Consider the following 13,879-nt stretch of genomic DNA (forward strand, 5'->3'; position numbering starts at 1 on the left):
GGGTTTTTGGCATTGTCATCCGGGGTGACGGTGCCTTCGAAGCCGTCGAGAAGCCCGGCGTCCATGCCGGGTGCGTAGACGACGTTCGAACAGCCGCGCTCCTTGAGGATGCCCACGAGGGTGGAGTTCAGTTCAGACTCATCGGTGACGTGCACATCAGCCTTGTAGTCTTCGAGGCGGTCCACCAGCATCTCGCGCAGCTCATCTTCGTTGAGCGTGCCTTCCTTCTGGTACTCGCGCGGGATGTCTACGTGGTCCGGCAGGCCGGCCTGCTTCTGGGCGGCGGAAATGCGGTTGAGGATTTCCTCTTTGGCGGTGGTCACTTGATGCCCTCCTTCTTGGCTTGGGCGAGGAGTTCTTGAGCTTCGTCAGTGTTGAACCATTGGCGGAAGGACTTCTTCGGCGGAACGGCAGTATCGCGTACCTCGGACCAACCAGACATGAACAGCGGCAGCTTGTCGATGACTCCGTTGAAACCACCGAGGACACGGCCGAGTGCCACCATGTGGGTGATCTGGTTCCAGATCTTCGGGTTCTTCCACACCAGCTCCACGACCTGGAAGAGCTTCTCCTCGACCGGCGGGGTGGCGTGGGTGACCTTCTGGTAGCGGTTTTCCAGAATGACCTGGGAGAGTGGGATGCGCACCGGGCACACCTCGTCGCAGCGGCCGCACAGGGAGCAGGCATAGGGCAAGCTTGCCGACGGATCGTTGTGGTCCTTCATGCCAGTCAGCTGCGGCGTCAGGGAGATGCCGATCGGGCCTGGGTAGACCGAGCCATAGGCGTGGCCGCCGGCGCGCTCGTAGACCGGGCAGACGTTCAGGCAAGCAGAGCAACGGATGCATTTGAGCGCCTCGTGGCCGACGGGGGAAGACAGAGCAGCGGTGCGGCCGTTATCCAGCAGCACGATGTGGAAGTTCTGCGGGCCGTCGCCCTCGGTAACACCCGACCACATGGAGGTGTACGGGTTCATGCGCTCCGCGGTGGAGGAGCGCGGCAGCAGCTGCAGGAAGACCTCGAGGTCCTGGAAGGTCGGGACAAGCTTCTCAATACCCATCACGGTAATGAGGGTCTCCGGCAGGGTCAGGCACATGCGGCCATTGCCCTCGGACTCCACGATGTTGATGGTGCCGGTTTCTGCCACACCGAAGTTAGCGCCGGAGATGGCGACCTTGGCCTTCATGAACTGCTCGCGCAGGAACTGGCGGGATGCCTCAGCCAGTTCCGCCGGCTCGGCCTTGAGGGAGTCATCGGTATTCGGCATCTTGTTGACAAAGATGTCGCGAATCTCCGCGCGGTTGCGGTGGATAGCCGGGACCAGAATGTGGGAAGGCTTGTCCTCACCCAGCTGGACGATGAGCTCCGCCAGGTCAGTTTCCTGGGCGTGGATGCCGGCCTCTTCCAGGTGCTCGTTGAGCGCGATTTCCTGGGTGGCCATGGACTTGATCTTGACCACCTCGGTCTCACCGGTCTCGCGGATAAGACCCTCGATGATCTCGTTGGCTTCCTTGGCGTCGCGTGCCCAGTGGACGATGCCTCCGCGCTTGGTCACCTGCTCTTCGAATTGGAGCAGCAGTTCGCCCATGCGCACGGCGACGTCATCCTTGAGTGCCGAGCCGGCGTCGCGAAGCTGCTCCCAGTCCGGTGTTTCATCCACGGCGTGCTGGCGCTTGTCACGAATCGTGGTGGTGGCGTGGTGCAGGTTGCGGCGCTGGGTGGCGTTGTTGAGGCCCACGTGAGCCAGCGGCACGAAGGCCTTCGAGCCGCGCAGGTTGCCGTAGCCTTCAGGAGCGCGCGGAGGAGTGGTGTCGAGGAAGGAAGTCATTAGAGCATCTTCTCCTTGGAGTAGGCCGCAGAGGTAGGAGTCCACGGGTGTTCCTTGGTGGAGGCGAGGATTTCCGCCAAGTGGATAGCGCGAACACCGGAGCGCTGGCGGGCCAGGGCACCACCGATGTTCATCAGGCAGGAGGAGTCACCGCCGGTGACGTATTCGGCCTCGGTTTCGCGGATGTGGCGGGTTTTGTCACCCACCATCGCGGCAGAAACCTCGGCGTTCTTGAGCGCGAAGGTGCCGCCGAAGCCACAGCACTCTTCAGCATTAGGCAGCGGGGCGAGGTCGATTCCTTCGACCTCCTTAAGAAGCTGGTAGGGGCGGTCACCCAGTTTGAGGAAACGTAGGCCGTGGCAGGAGGGGTGGTAGGTCACGCGGTGAGGGAAGAAGGCGCCGACGTTGGTGACACCGGCGACGTCGACAAGAAACTCCGGCAAGTCCAGGGTCTTGCCGGCTGCCTTCTTGGCGCCGTCCACATCAGCGGAGGTGCCGAAGCGGTCCGCGATCATCTCGTGCTGCTCGCGCACGGCGCCCACGCAGGAGCCGGAGGCAGAAACCACGTAATCAATGGAGGGATCCGCGAAGGCGTCCGCATAGGTGCGGATCATGCCCAAGGTCTGCTCCTGGTAGCCGGTGTTGATGTGCATCTGGCCGCAACAAGTCTGTTCCTCGGGGAAGACGACGTCGTAGCCCAGGCGGGAGAGGATCAGGGCCGTGGCCTTGTGGGCATCGGGGAAAAGTGAGTCACCGATGCAGGTGGAAAACAATGCTATTCGCATTTGTGAGCGCTCCTTAATCTGCCTCCATGTGGCTTGTCCCGTGCTGTGCACAGCGGAGTTGTGCTCGGATGCGCGCTACCAGGACAGCCGCACTGGGCATTTTTCGAGTGTGTACCTTTGAGCCTACCGCCCAAAACTCACATTATCGACACGGGATTACCCCTCCTACCTGGCTTTTTATCGCAACACTAATGTTGTGAAATTCCTAACGTGCGGTGATGGTCGCAGCGGTCGCGGCCGATATGAGGCAACCCCCAGACTGGGCGATGAAGACGCCCGAATCTGGGGGTAGTTAGTGGTGTAGAACTTTATGGCTAAACCCTTTTAGGGGACCAAGAAGCCCAGCACGTTGGTCATGAGGAAGACGATGACGCACACGACGGCGAGGAAGGCGACGGAGTAGCCCACGACCGCCTTGAAGATGCGGGATTCCTCGCCCTCCATCTGCACGGCGGTGGCGGCGATGGCCAGTGACTGCGGGGAGATCATCTTGCCCACAACGCCACCGGAGGTATTGGCGGCCAGCATGAGGTCCGGATTGACGCCGATGCGCTCGGCGGCGGTGACCTGCAGGTTGGCAAAGAGTGCGTTGGCGGAGGTATCCGAGCCGGTGACGGCGGTGCCGATCCAGCCCAGGACGGGGGAGAAGAGCGCGAAGATGCCGCCGACAGAAGCCACGAACTGGCCGATGGAGATGGTTTGGCCGGAGTAGTTCATGGTGTAGGCCAGTGCGAGGACCAGGATGATGGTCAGCGCGGAGAACTTCATGCGGGAGACAACCTCGCCGAACTTGGTCAGCGGCGCGGAGGCGTCCAGCTTGTAGCGGCCGTTCTCGTTGAAGGTCATGTAGATAAGGGCCACGATGATGCCGGAAATCAGCAGTAGGGTTCCCGGGTTGCCCAGCACGTTGAACGTGAAGGCGGTGTCCATGGCGTGGCCTTCGGCGTCGAAGACGGTGCCGTCGAGAAGCGGCCAGGCAACGTTGACCTGGAGGAAGCCGAAGATGGCCGGCCATGCGGTGGCGATGGCGAAGACAGCGGTGACCACGGCATAGGGCAGCAGGGCCATCCAAATGCGGCTGCCGTTGAGATCCGTGACCTCCTCCTGGGCGGGCAGCTCCATGCGCTCGCGCAGGCTGTCGACACCCTTGGGCTTCCACACATGCAGGAAGATGAAGCCCGCGCCGAGGGAGACGATGCAGGCCACGACGTTGGTGAGCTGGTAGGCGAAGAAGGTAGCCGCGGCCCACTGGGCAATGGCGAAGGAGATGCCGATGACGGCCGCGGCGGGGCCGGCCTCCTTAACACCGCGCATGCCGTCAAGGATAAAGAGGATGAAGAAAGGCACGACGGCGGCAATGAGCAGGACCTGGAGGGAAATCAACGCGGCGATGTCAGCGGTCTGCTCGGCGGTGCGCCCGCCGACCGAGCCCGCGGTGGTGACTGGGATGCCCACCGCGCCGAAGGCCACGGGCGCGGTGTTGGCAATGAGCACCGTGGTGGCCGCCTTGAGCGGCTTAACACCCAAGGCCAGGATCATGGTCGCCGTAATCGCGACGGGAGCGCCGAAGCCGGCGAGGGCCTCCAGCAGGCCACCGAAGCAGAAGGCGATGAGGATGGCCTGGATGCGGATATCGCCATCGCCCAGCAAGTCAAAGGTCTTGCGCAGGTCATTGAATCGTCCGGAAGCCACGGTCACTTCGTAGAACCAGATGGCGGTGATGATCACCCAGACGATGGGGAAGAGGCCAAAGAGTCCGCCGCGCACCGCGGAGGACAGGGCCATGCCGGTGGGCATGTCCATGCCAAAGACTGCGATGAGGAGTGCCACGAGAAGCGCTACCGCACCCGAGGTATGGGCGCGGGCCTTGAGGCCCAAGAGCATGATGAAGAACGCGATGAGCGGCAGCGTGGACACCAGCGCGGTAAGCCCCACGTTGCCAGCAATGGCGTCGGTGGTGATGTTGAAGGTTGACATAAATCTCAATTCCAGTTGGCTCCCGCTGGCGTCCTCGTGGAGATCCCCAGGATGCGGCACCGCATGTTTCGGCCGAGCGAGAGGGCGAAAGATTGAATCGATTCAGATAACGCCTTTTAGGGTAGAACTTGGCGCTTCGCTGTGCTGCATTGTTCACCCGATGGGGGTGAGTGACCTTGCTAACGTCTGAGACCTGGTAGCGCCTCCAAGCGGCGGAGACGATAGACTTTGGCCCTATGAATCCTGAAGATCTTTCCGTCCTGATCAAGAACACTGCCGCCGCCGTGCTCACCGAGCATGAGCTGGACTCCTCCGTCCTGCCGGAGACCGTGAGCGTGGAGCGCCCGCGCAACCCGGAGCACGGCGATTACGCCACCAACCTGGCACTCCAGGTGGCCAAGAAGGCCGGCACCCAGCCCCGCGAGCTGGCGCAGTGGCTGGCGGATGCCCTCGCCGGCAATGACGCCATCGATGAAGCATCCATCGCGGGCCCGGGATTCCTCAACATTCGCCTCGCTGCTGCTGCCCAGGGCGCCATCGTGGCCCAAGTCCTTAGCGCCGGTGCGGACTTTGGTAGCAACTCCACCTACCAGGGCAAGAAGATCAACCTGGAGTTCGTCTCCGCGAACCCGACTGGCCCGATCCACCTGGGCGGTACCCGCTGGGCCGCTGTGGGCGACTCGCTGGGCCGCGTGCTCGAAGCCTCTGGTGCGGAGGTGACCCGCGAGTACTACTTCAACGATCACGGCGGACAGATCGACCGCTTTGCGCGTTCGCTGGTGGCCGCAGCTAAGGGCGAGCCCACCCCGGAGGACGGCTACGGCGGCGATTACATCAAGGAGATCGCACAGGGAGTCCTCGCGCAGAACCCGGACGCCCTCGAGGGCAGCGATGCCGAGGTGCAGGAAGCCTTCCGCTCGGCGGGCGTGGAGATGATGTTCGCCCAGATTAAGGAGTCCCTCCACGAGTTCGGTGTGGACTTCGACGTCTACTTCCACGAAAACTCCCTCTTCGAGTCTGGCGCCGTGGAGAAGGCCATCCAGAAGCTCAAGGACAACGGCAAGCTCTACGAAGCTGAGGGTGCATGGTGGCTGAAGTCCACCGAATACGGTGATGACAAGGACCGCGTGGTCATCAAGTCCGATGGCAACGCGGCCTACATCGCCGGCGATATCGCCTACGTGGCCGATAAGTTCGACCGTGGGCACGACCTAGCCATCTACATGCTGGGCGCGGATCACCACGGCTACATCGCCCGCCTGCGAGCCTCGGCCCAGGCTTTGGGTTATGACCCGGAGGCCGTCGAGGTCCTCATCGGCCAGATGGTCAACCTGGTCCGCGATGGCCAGGCGGTCAAGATGTCCAAGCGTGCCGGCACCGTCATCACCCTTGATGACCTTGTCGAGGCCATTGGCGTCGACGGCGCCCGCTACTCCCTGGTGCGCTCCTCCGTGGATTCCAGCCTGGACATCGACTTGGGCCTGTGGGCTTCCCAGTCGGCGGATAACCCGGTCTACTACGTGCAGTATGGCCACGCCCGTATTTGCTCCATCCTGCGCAAGGCAGCAGAGCTGGGCTTCGACACCGCCGCGCTTGCCGACGGCCCCCTCGACCTCCTCACCCACGAGAAGGAAGGCGACCTCATCCGCACCCTAGGCGAGTTCCCCGAGGTTGTGGCCACCGCCGCTACGCTGCGTGAACCGCACCGCATCGCGCGTTACGCCGAGGAGCTTGCCGCCGTGTTCCACCGCTTCTATGACCAGTGCCAAGTGCTGCCGAAGGCTGGTGAAGAGACCGAGCCGATTCACTCCGCACGCCTCGCCCTGGCCAGCGCCACCCGCCAGGTCATGGCCAATGCCTTGACCATGGTCGGGGTTAGCGCACCGGAGAAGATGTAAGAAAAGGTATCGATGACTGATTTCAATTCTCTTCCGGCCCACGTGTGGCCGCGCAACGCAGCGCGTGACTCCGATGGCGTGGTCTCGATTGGTGGCGTTTCCCTGACCGAGCTGGCCGAAGAATACGGCACCCCGCTCTTTGTTTTCGATGAACAGGACTTCCGCTCGCGCTGCCGGGACATGGCCCAGGCCTTCGGCGGCCCTGACCACGTGCACTACGCCTCCAAGGCTTTCATCACCAAGCGCATCGTGCGCTGGGTAGACGAGGAGGGCCTGTGCCTCGACGTCGCCTCCCTCAATGAGGCCAAGCTAGCGCTCGCCGCGGACTTCCCGCCCGAGCGCATGACCGCGCATGGCAATAACAAGGAAGACGAGTACCTCGAGCTGTGCGTTAACGAGCGGATTGGCCATGTGGTGCTGGATAACGCGGAGGAGCTCTCGCGCCTCAACAGCATTGCTGCGGCCGCCGGCCGCGTGCAGCCGGTGATGATTCGCGTGAAGCCTGGCGTGGATGCCCACACGCACGAATTCATCGCCACGGCTCACGAGGACCAAAAGTTCGGCATCTCCCTGTCCACCGGCGCTGCCTTCGAGGTGGCTCGCACGGTGCTGGAATCCGCGAACCTTAAGCTCGTGGGATTGCACTGCCACGTGGGCTCCTCGGTGTTTAATGCCGATGGTTTCAAGCTGGCAGCCGAGCGCGTGCTGAGCCTGTACAAGCGCATTCACTCCGAGCTCGGCGTTGCCCTCGAGGAGTTGGACTTGGGCGGCGGCTTCGGCATTCCCTACATGGAATACGAGGAAGCCCTCGACGTCGCCACGCTGGCCAAGGACCTGCTCGACGCCGTGGAGCGCACCGCTACTGAGCTCGGCATCAAGCCGCCTTTCGTGTTGGTGGAGCCCGGCCGCTCGCTGGTGGGGGCCTCCGCGGTCACCGTCTACCGCGTGGGCACGGTCAAGGATGTGGAGACCGGCAAGGCGGATCTGCCGATGCGCCGCTACCTCTCCGTGGACGGTGGCATGTCCGATAACATCCGGCCGGCGCTCTATGGCTCGGAGTACGACGTGCGCGTGGTCAACCGCCGCACCCAGGGCGAGCCCGTAGATTCGCGCATCGTGGGCTTCCACTGCGAGTCCGGCGACATTCTGGTCAACGAGCGCCGTTTCCCCTCGGATATCACTACCGGGGATCTCCTCGCTTTCGCCACCACCGGTGCCTATCAGTACATGATGGCCTCGCGCTATAACGGTGCTTTGCGCCCGGCGGTCGTCTCCGTGCGTGACGGCAAAGCCTCGCTCATGCTGCGCCGGGAAACGGTGGAGGACTTGTTGGCGTTGGACGTCGACTAGCGCGGCGTTGCCACAGCTCACCGCATTTTATTCACAAAGATATGGCCGGTCGCGCGTTGTGCCGGCCACTTCGCGTAGAAATAGACAGCTCGTTCTGTATAGTGATGGGCTAGCACGTAACAATCATTCGCAATTTCAACAAGGGGACACCATGACGATGACGAACCGTAGCAAGAAACCCGAAGGCGAACCCGTAGGAATCGCGCTGCTTGGATTTGGCACCGTGGGCGCCGAGGTTTTCCGCCTCGTGCAGGAAAACGCTAACGCTTTTGCGCACCGCATTGGCGGCCCCGTGGAGATCCGCGGCGTCGCCGTGCACAACAAGAACAAGCTGCGCCCGGGCGTGCCGGCGGAGCTACTGACCGACGACGCCAAGGCACTTGTCCTGCGCGATGATATCGACCTCGTCGTCGAGGTCATCGGCGGCATTGATTTCCCGCGCGAGCTCGTCCTCGCGGCCCTCAACGCCGGCAAGTCCGTGGTTACCGCCAACAAGGCTCTCGTGGCCGCGCATGCGGATGAGCTCGCTGAGGCCGCCGACCGCGCTGACGTCGACCTTTATTTCGAGGCCGCCGTGGCCGCTGCCATCCCGGTGGTCGGCATGCTGCGCCGTTCCCTGGCCGGCGACAAGATCCAGCGCATCTCCGGAATCGTCAACGGCACCACGAACTTCATCCTGGACGCCATGGAGTCCACTGGTGCCTCCTATGAGGACGCACTGGCTGAGGCCACCCGCCTGGGCTACGCCGAGGCCGATCCCACCGCTGACGTGGAGGGCCACGACGCTGCCTCCAAGGCCGCCATCCTGGCTTCCCTGGGCTTCTACACCCGCCTGACCTTCGACGATGTCTACTGCGAGGGTATTTCCAAGATCACCGCGGATGACATCAAGGCTGCCAACCAGGCTGGCTACTCCATCAAGCTGCTCGCCATCTGCGAGCGCCTCGTCGATGAGGAGACCGGTGCGGAATCCGTTAATGCCCGCGTGCACCCGACGCTGGTTCCGAAGGAGCACCCGCTGGCTTCGGTCAGCCAGTCCTACAACGCCATCTTCGTTGAAGCGGAGGCCGCTGGCTCTCTGATGTTCTACGGCAATGGTGCCGGCGGTAACCCCACGGCATCCGCTGTGCTGGGTGATGTCATCGGTGCGGCACGCAACATTGTCCACGGCGGCCGTGCGCCGGGGGAGAACACCTACGCCAACCTACCTATTGCGGAGTTCGGAGAAGTGGAAACTCGTTATCACGTCGACATGGAAGTTGAAGACCGCACCGGCGTGCTCTCCGCCATCTCCGGTGTCTTTGCCCGACACGGGGTCTCCCTGCGCACCGTGCGCCAGGAAGACGGCGACGCCACCGCTCGCCTCATCGTGGTCACCCACGCGGCGAAGGAAGCGGTGCTTGAGGACATCGTCGCCGCCCTCGGCGAGCTCGATGAGGTCAAGGCCGTCCACTCCGTCATCCGCCTCGGCGTCTAAGGGTCTTAGGTACAACAATGAGTATCGATATCGAAGTAGGCACCAAGGTCACCGTCCAGGTCCCGGCCTCCTCGGCCAACCTGGGCCCCGGCTACGACACCCTCGGCATCGCGCTGAGCCTTTACGACACCGTGGAGGCAGAAGTCACCCGCTCCGGCTTGGAGGTAGAAATCTTCGGCGAGGGCGCCGAAGAGCTGCCGCGCGACGGCTCCCATCTCGTGGTCAAGGCCATCCGTTCTGCGCTCAAGGCTGCCGACGTTGAAGTCTCCGGCCTGCGCGTGGTGTGCACGAATAACATCCCTCAGTCCCGTGGCTTGGGCTCCTCAGCGTCTGCCGCGGTGGCAGGTGTTGCCGCGGGCAACGGCCTGGCTGGGTTCCCGCTCTCGGAGGAACAGGTCGTGCAGCTGTCCTCGGCGTTTGAGGGTCACCCGGATAACGCCGCGGCCTCAGTATTGGGCAATGCCGTGGTCTCCTGGACCACCGTGCCTGTCGACGGCCGCTCGCTTCCGGAGTACCGCGCCGCCACCTTAGAGGTGCACCCAAGCATCAAGGCCACGGCCTTGGTCCCGGACTTCCATGCCTCGACGCAGGCAGTGCGCCGCGTGCTGCCCTCGCACGTCACGCATGCAGACGCCGCCTTCAACGTCTCCCGCACCGCGGTGAACGTGGCGGCGCTGACCGCTTACCCGGACCTGCTGTGGGAGGGCACCCGCGACCGTCTGCACCAGCCTTATCGCGCTGACGTGCTGCCAGTTACCGCGGAGTGGGTCAACCGCCTGCGCAATCGCGGCTATGCCGCCTACCTGTCGGGCGCTGGCCCCACCGTCATGGTCCTGCACACCGAGCCCATAGAGGAAGCGATCCTCGACGATGCCCGCGAGCAGAACCTGCGCGTACTGGAGCTGGAGGTCGCCGGGCCGGTCTCCGTCGAGCGTGGTTAGGCTAGCTAGCTGGGCTTTTCCACGCTGATCCGGCACACACCGTTGCCGGACTTGGGGATAAGTTTCAGGCTCAGCCGCCCGCCGGAATCGGCCGCCGCCTGCTCCAAGTAGCCATCGTGGATGGCGCAGACGAAGGGGGAGGGCTCTACTCCGGCGGTCACAAACGGGCAGGCGTGCAGCTCCACATCGGTGCGGCCCTCCTGGTCGAATTGCTCGGCTGAGGTTACTGGGTCAAAGCCCATTTCGCGCATCATCCGATGAAGCGAACCGAGCGCCTCAGCACCATGGCTGCTGGCAGCGGTCTTCGCCCACTCGCGGCCAAGCTCCCGCGCCTGCTCTGAGGCATAATCATTGAGCTGCTCCTTAGCCGCCAGGGCTTTAATCAACACACTGATCAGCGTGACGTACTCCTCCGCGACCGAACGGTTGTCCGGCACCCGCACTTGGAAGATCAGGGAGGGGCGCCCGCGCCCCTGCGCTGGGGCGGTGACTACTCGCACCGCGCCAGCGTTGACGAGTTCATCCAGATGCCCGCGCGCGGTGTTAACGTGCATGCCCATTTTCTTAGCAACTTCTGCGGCCCGTGCTCCTTGCGGGAACTTCTGCAAAACCGAGAGGACTTCGCGCTGCTTGGGGGAGAGCTTCATCGTGTCGGGAAAGAGCTCGGTCGATGAGCGAGGACTTTGTGTAGAAAATGTGGACATGGACTGTAGCTCCTTGATTAACGCTACGAGGATCCTACATCCAGACCGCTGTTTTTCTACTATTGCGGTCAGTACATATACCGAGATCTCCCTCACGACATGGGTAAATACACTGGATTAAGTACGGGTGTAGACCGTGAGGGCGCTGGCGTCGAGGGCCACGGGCACCACCTGGCCGGGAGCGTTTCTACGCGCTGGCTGGCCCACCGTGACCCGTTGGCCGTCAATATCAACGAGGGTAGTGCTTCCCAAATCAGCCACAATGGTGGCACTCAAACTGGTGGCGCCCTGCGCGCCAATGGGGTCGAAGCACAGCGCGGTTTGAGGGAAGGCCGCCCAGTGTTCGCCGTTGCGGTCTGGAGCAAACGTGTCTCCTCTGAAGGAACCGCGCAGTACATTAACGCCCGCTAGTTCTGCCATGAAGCGGGTGGTAGGTTGCTCCAGTAGTCGGTCTGCAGGGCCCTGGGAGACAATGTCGCCAGCTTCCATTACAGCGATATCGTCTGCCAGAGTTTCGAGGTCCACACGGCTGTGGGTGACAATGACCGTGGTGCGATCAGCGGCTGAGATACGCAGAAGGTGGCGCCACCGGGCGGCGGATTCGACGTCCATAGCGGCAAAGGGCTCGTCCACAATCAATACCTCTGGACGAGCGGCAAGCGCGCGCAGGAGGGCGACCTGCGCGGCTTGCCCGCCGGAAAGCTCGGAGACATGCCCGAGCTTCTGCAATCCGGCTGCGCTCAGAAGCTCCTGGGTGCGTCGTGCGTCCTTGGTCACCATGGTCAACGCTTGAGCCACGGTGGCAGTGGGTGGTAGCCCGGGGTCTTGGGAGAGCATGACCACGCGCTCGGCGTTAGTCTGGGCTCCTTGCAAGCGCCCGCTAATAAAGCGCATCAGCGTGGTCTTGCCGGCGCCGTTGGGGCCAACCACCGCGGTTACGCGCCCGCCACGGAAAGTTGTGGTGGTGTTGTCGACCGTTACGGAAAGCTCGTGGGGTGGCGCCAGCGGGGCAGTCGCCGCGCGGAGTGCATCTGGGTCCATCGGTTTCAAAGCGCGTACAGCCTGCTCGCGGCGGCGCCGCAGTAGCAGAGGCATTCCGGCTGCGGTGAGGGTGAGGATGGCTATCCCGATTAACACGGCCGACAGAGCATAGGCATTGTCCGCGCTGACCTCACGCTCAAGATAGATACCGCTCGGCATGGTTCGGGTAGAACCGGGCAGGGAACCGGCGAAGGTGATCGTCGTTCCGAATTCGCCCAGTGAGCGTGCGAATGCGAGCGCACCGCCAGTAAGCACGGCAGGAAGGATAGCGGGGAGGATGATGCGCCGAAGGATGGTCCCTGAGCTCAGGCCGATGCCCCGGGCGCTGGCCACGACCTCAGGATCGAGCTGCCGCAGCGCAGAATCCACCGCCACCACCACGAAGGGCAGGGTGACAAAGAGATGCGCTGCCACAACACCTGGGAAGGCGAAAGACACGTGCAGCCCGGCTTGCTCTAAAAACGGGCCAAGGAGTCCGCGGCGCCCGAGCAGTGCGGTGAGTGCCAAGCCGCCCACCACGGGAGGCATGGCCAAAGGGAGGTAGACCACCAGCCGCACAAGGTGAGATACGCGGCGCAGCTGCTGGAGCCACAGAGCCAGGCAGGTGCCTAGGAACGTGGATAGCAAGGTTGACAATACCGCTGCGGACAGACTGACCCGGAGGAGGTCATGGGTCGTCGGTGCGTTCAGCGTGTCTGAGAGCTGTCCCCAAGGCACCCGCAGGCCCAGGGCGAGGACAGGGGCAAGGATGTAAATAGCGGCGAGCGTGCCGGCGGCGATGACCGGCCAGGTTGTCCGCGGGCGCTGCTCGCGCAAAAACGTGGGTGACACTTAGTTCACCGGGGTGAAACCGTACTTTTCCCAGGTGCTATCAAAATCCGACTCGAGGAGGTTGAGGACTTCTTGGGCTTCTTCGTGGCGGGGTGAATCAGACACCACCGCGCCCATGATCTCGTTACGGAAGTCTTCCGCGTGGTCGAGCGGGATGGCTTCGACATCTTCGCTAGCGGCGGCGTCGGTGGAATAGACCCATCCGGCGTCCGCCTCGCCGGAGGCGACCTTACCTAGGACGTCAGCTACCTGTCCCTCCAGGGAGGAGGCGTGCAGGTCCCAGTTGTTGGCCTCCATGATGCGCGTGGAAATGGCACCGCACGGCACGTTTGGGTCGCAGAGGACCAAGCGAGCGGAGGAATCCAGGTCTGCCGCGGAGCGCAGACCTAAAGGATTGCCCTTCGGCACGACCATGACCATGACGTTGCTCGCGAGGGCCACGGGGGCGTCAACGTTTCCCTGAGCGGTTGCATCATCCATGGTCTCGCGAGAGGCAGTAAGCAGCAGATCTGCGGGAGCGCCTTCATTGATCTGCTGAACGAGCGCGGAAGAGCCGCCATTGTTGAAGGCCAGCGGAGTTTCAGAAGCACTGGAGAGGTCGTCGTTGAGCACGCGCGTGGAGGACGCTGCAAATACCTGCAATGGCTCGTCGGAGCTGGAGGCACAGCCGGCAACAGTCAGCGCGGCGGCAAGGACGGGGACGGCAATTTTCAAACGGCGCATGGTCAGTTACGTTACGGCATCTTTACGCGGTCCGCGTGAATTTAATATGGACTTCCTTTGGTTCCTTCTTGAGGTATTCACGGTCGAAGGATTCTTCGCGCTGGTCCACCTCTGTGAGCAACGGAAGCGGGTCGTGCGGAGCGATGAGAATCATGGATTCGCCCACGTTGAGGGTGCCCAGCGCTCCATGGATGGCGCCGTGGCGCACCGCGTGGGGAATTTCGGAGGCGTTGAGGGTGGGGATGTCGTGGCCCTTGGAGGCGTCGAAAAGCGGCAAGTTCATTGATGGATTCCTTTCGAGTTCTAGCAGAGTGGGCGTTGCTGCCC

General features: G+C 63.0%; 11 protein-coding genes and 1 pseudogene. 4 read left to right on the forward strand and 8 right to left on the reverse strand.

The window, feature by feature from the left end; translation table 11 throughout:
* From HMPREF3009_RS13755 to HMPREF3009_RS07245, 4 genes and pseudogenes are all read right to left on the reverse strand, one after another.
* Positions 1 to 323: pseudogene (locus HMPREF3009_RS13755) on the reverse strand (lactate utilization protein C); the annotation flags it as partial.
* The gene (locus tag HMPREF3009_RS07235; RefSeq protein ID WP_049155104.1) at positions 320 to 1,825 is read right to left on the reverse strand and encodes a LutB/LldF family L-lactate oxidation iron-sulfur protein; all 1,506 of its coding nucleotides are present in this window, start codon (positions 1,823 to 1,825) and stop codon (positions 320 to 322) included. The gene HMPREF3009_RS07235 and the pseudogene HMPREF3009_RS13755, both read right to left, overlap by 4 nt.
* Positions 1,825 to 2,610 carry a (Fe-S)-binding protein gene (locus HMPREF3009_RS07240; protein ID WP_010187137.1) on the reverse strand — a complete coding sequence of 262 codons (786 nt, stop codon included), beginning with the start codon at positions 2,608 to 2,610 and terminating at the stop codon, positions 1,825 to 1,827. The genes HMPREF3009_RS07235 and HMPREF3009_RS07240 overlap by 1 nt, the downstream gene beginning before the upstream one ends.
* 324 nt (positions 2,611 to 2,934) lie before the next feature.
* Positions 2,935 to 4,587: an L-lactate permease gene (locus HMPREF3009_RS07245; protein ID WP_070681022.1), complete on the reverse strand. Its 1,653-nt coding sequence runs from the start codon at positions 4,585 to 4,587 to the stop codon at positions 2,935 to 2,937.
* A gap of 236 nt (positions 4,588 to 4,823) precedes the next feature.
* Between HMPREF3009_RS07245 and argS the strand changes: the two genes are divergently transcribed.
* The 4 genes from argS to thrB all read left to right on the forward strand — a co-directional run bounded on the left by argS (position 4,824) and on the right by thrB (position 10,253).
* Positions 4,824 to 6,485, forward strand: coding sequence for an arginine--tRNA ligase (argS, locus tag HMPREF3009_RS07250; RefSeq protein WP_070547250.1), 1,662 nt, complete (start codon positions 4,824 to 4,826; stop codon positions 6,483 to 6,485).
* A 12-nt stretch (positions 6,486 to 6,497) separates the two neighbouring features.
* A complete protein-coding gene (gene lysA / locus HMPREF3009_RS07255; RefSeq protein WP_070547249.1) occupies positions 6,498 to 7,835 on the forward strand; it encodes a diaminopimelate decarboxylase in 1,338 nt (445 codons plus the stop codon).
* A gap of 151 nt (positions 7,836 to 7,986) precedes the next feature.
* Positions 7,987 to 9,312 carry a homoserine dehydrogenase gene (locus HMPREF3009_RS07260; protein WP_049155096.1) on the forward strand — a complete coding sequence of 442 codons (1,326 nt, stop codon included), beginning with the start codon at positions 7,987 to 7,989 and terminating at the stop codon, positions 9,310 to 9,312.
* 17 nt (positions 9,313 to 9,329) lie between these two features.
* Positions 9,330 to 10,253, forward strand: a complete 924-nt coding sequence (gene thrB, locus HMPREF3009_RS07265; RefSeq protein WP_070681024.1) for a homoserine kinase — start codon at positions 9,330 to 9,332, stop codon at positions 10,251 to 10,253.
* Positions 10,254 to 10,258: 5 nt separating this feature from the next.
* On the opposite strand, the gene HMPREF3009_RS07270 is transcribed toward thrB, so the two are convergent.
* From HMPREF3009_RS07270 to HMPREF3009_RS07285, 4 genes are all read right to left on the reverse strand, one after another.
* A complete protein-coding gene (locus tag HMPREF3009_RS07270) occupies positions 10,259 to 10,957 on the reverse strand; it encodes a helix-turn-helix transcriptional regulator (protein ID WP_049155094.1) in 699 nt (232 codons plus the stop codon).
* Positions 10,958 to 11,074: 117 nt separating this feature from the next.
* A complete protein-coding gene (locus HMPREF3009_RS07275; RefSeq protein ID WP_070547248.1) occupies positions 11,075 to 12,829 on the reverse strand; it encodes an ATP-binding cassette domain-containing protein in 1,755 nt (584 codons plus the stop codon).
* The gene (modA, locus tag HMPREF3009_RS07280) at positions 12,830 to 13,552 is read right to left on the reverse strand and encodes a molybdate ABC transporter substrate-binding protein (RefSeq protein WP_070681034.1); all 723 of its coding nucleotides are present in this window, start codon (positions 13,550 to 13,552) and stop codon (positions 12,830 to 12,832) included.
* Between the two features lie 22 nt (positions 13,553 to 13,574).
* Positions 13,575 to 13,835, reverse strand: a complete 261-nt coding sequence (locus HMPREF3009_RS07285) for a DUF2249 domain-containing protein (RefSeq protein ID WP_070681037.1) — start codon at positions 13,833 to 13,835, stop codon at positions 13,575 to 13,577.
* Between the last annotated feature and the right edge of the window lie 44 nt (positions 13,836 to 13,879).

Origin of the sequence: Corynebacterium sp. HMSC034H07 (assembly GCF_001815175.1) — a bacterium.
GTDB classification, from domain to species: domain Bacteria; phylum Actinomycetota; class Actinomycetes; order Mycobacteriales; family Mycobacteriaceae; genus Corynebacterium; species Corynebacterium hiratae.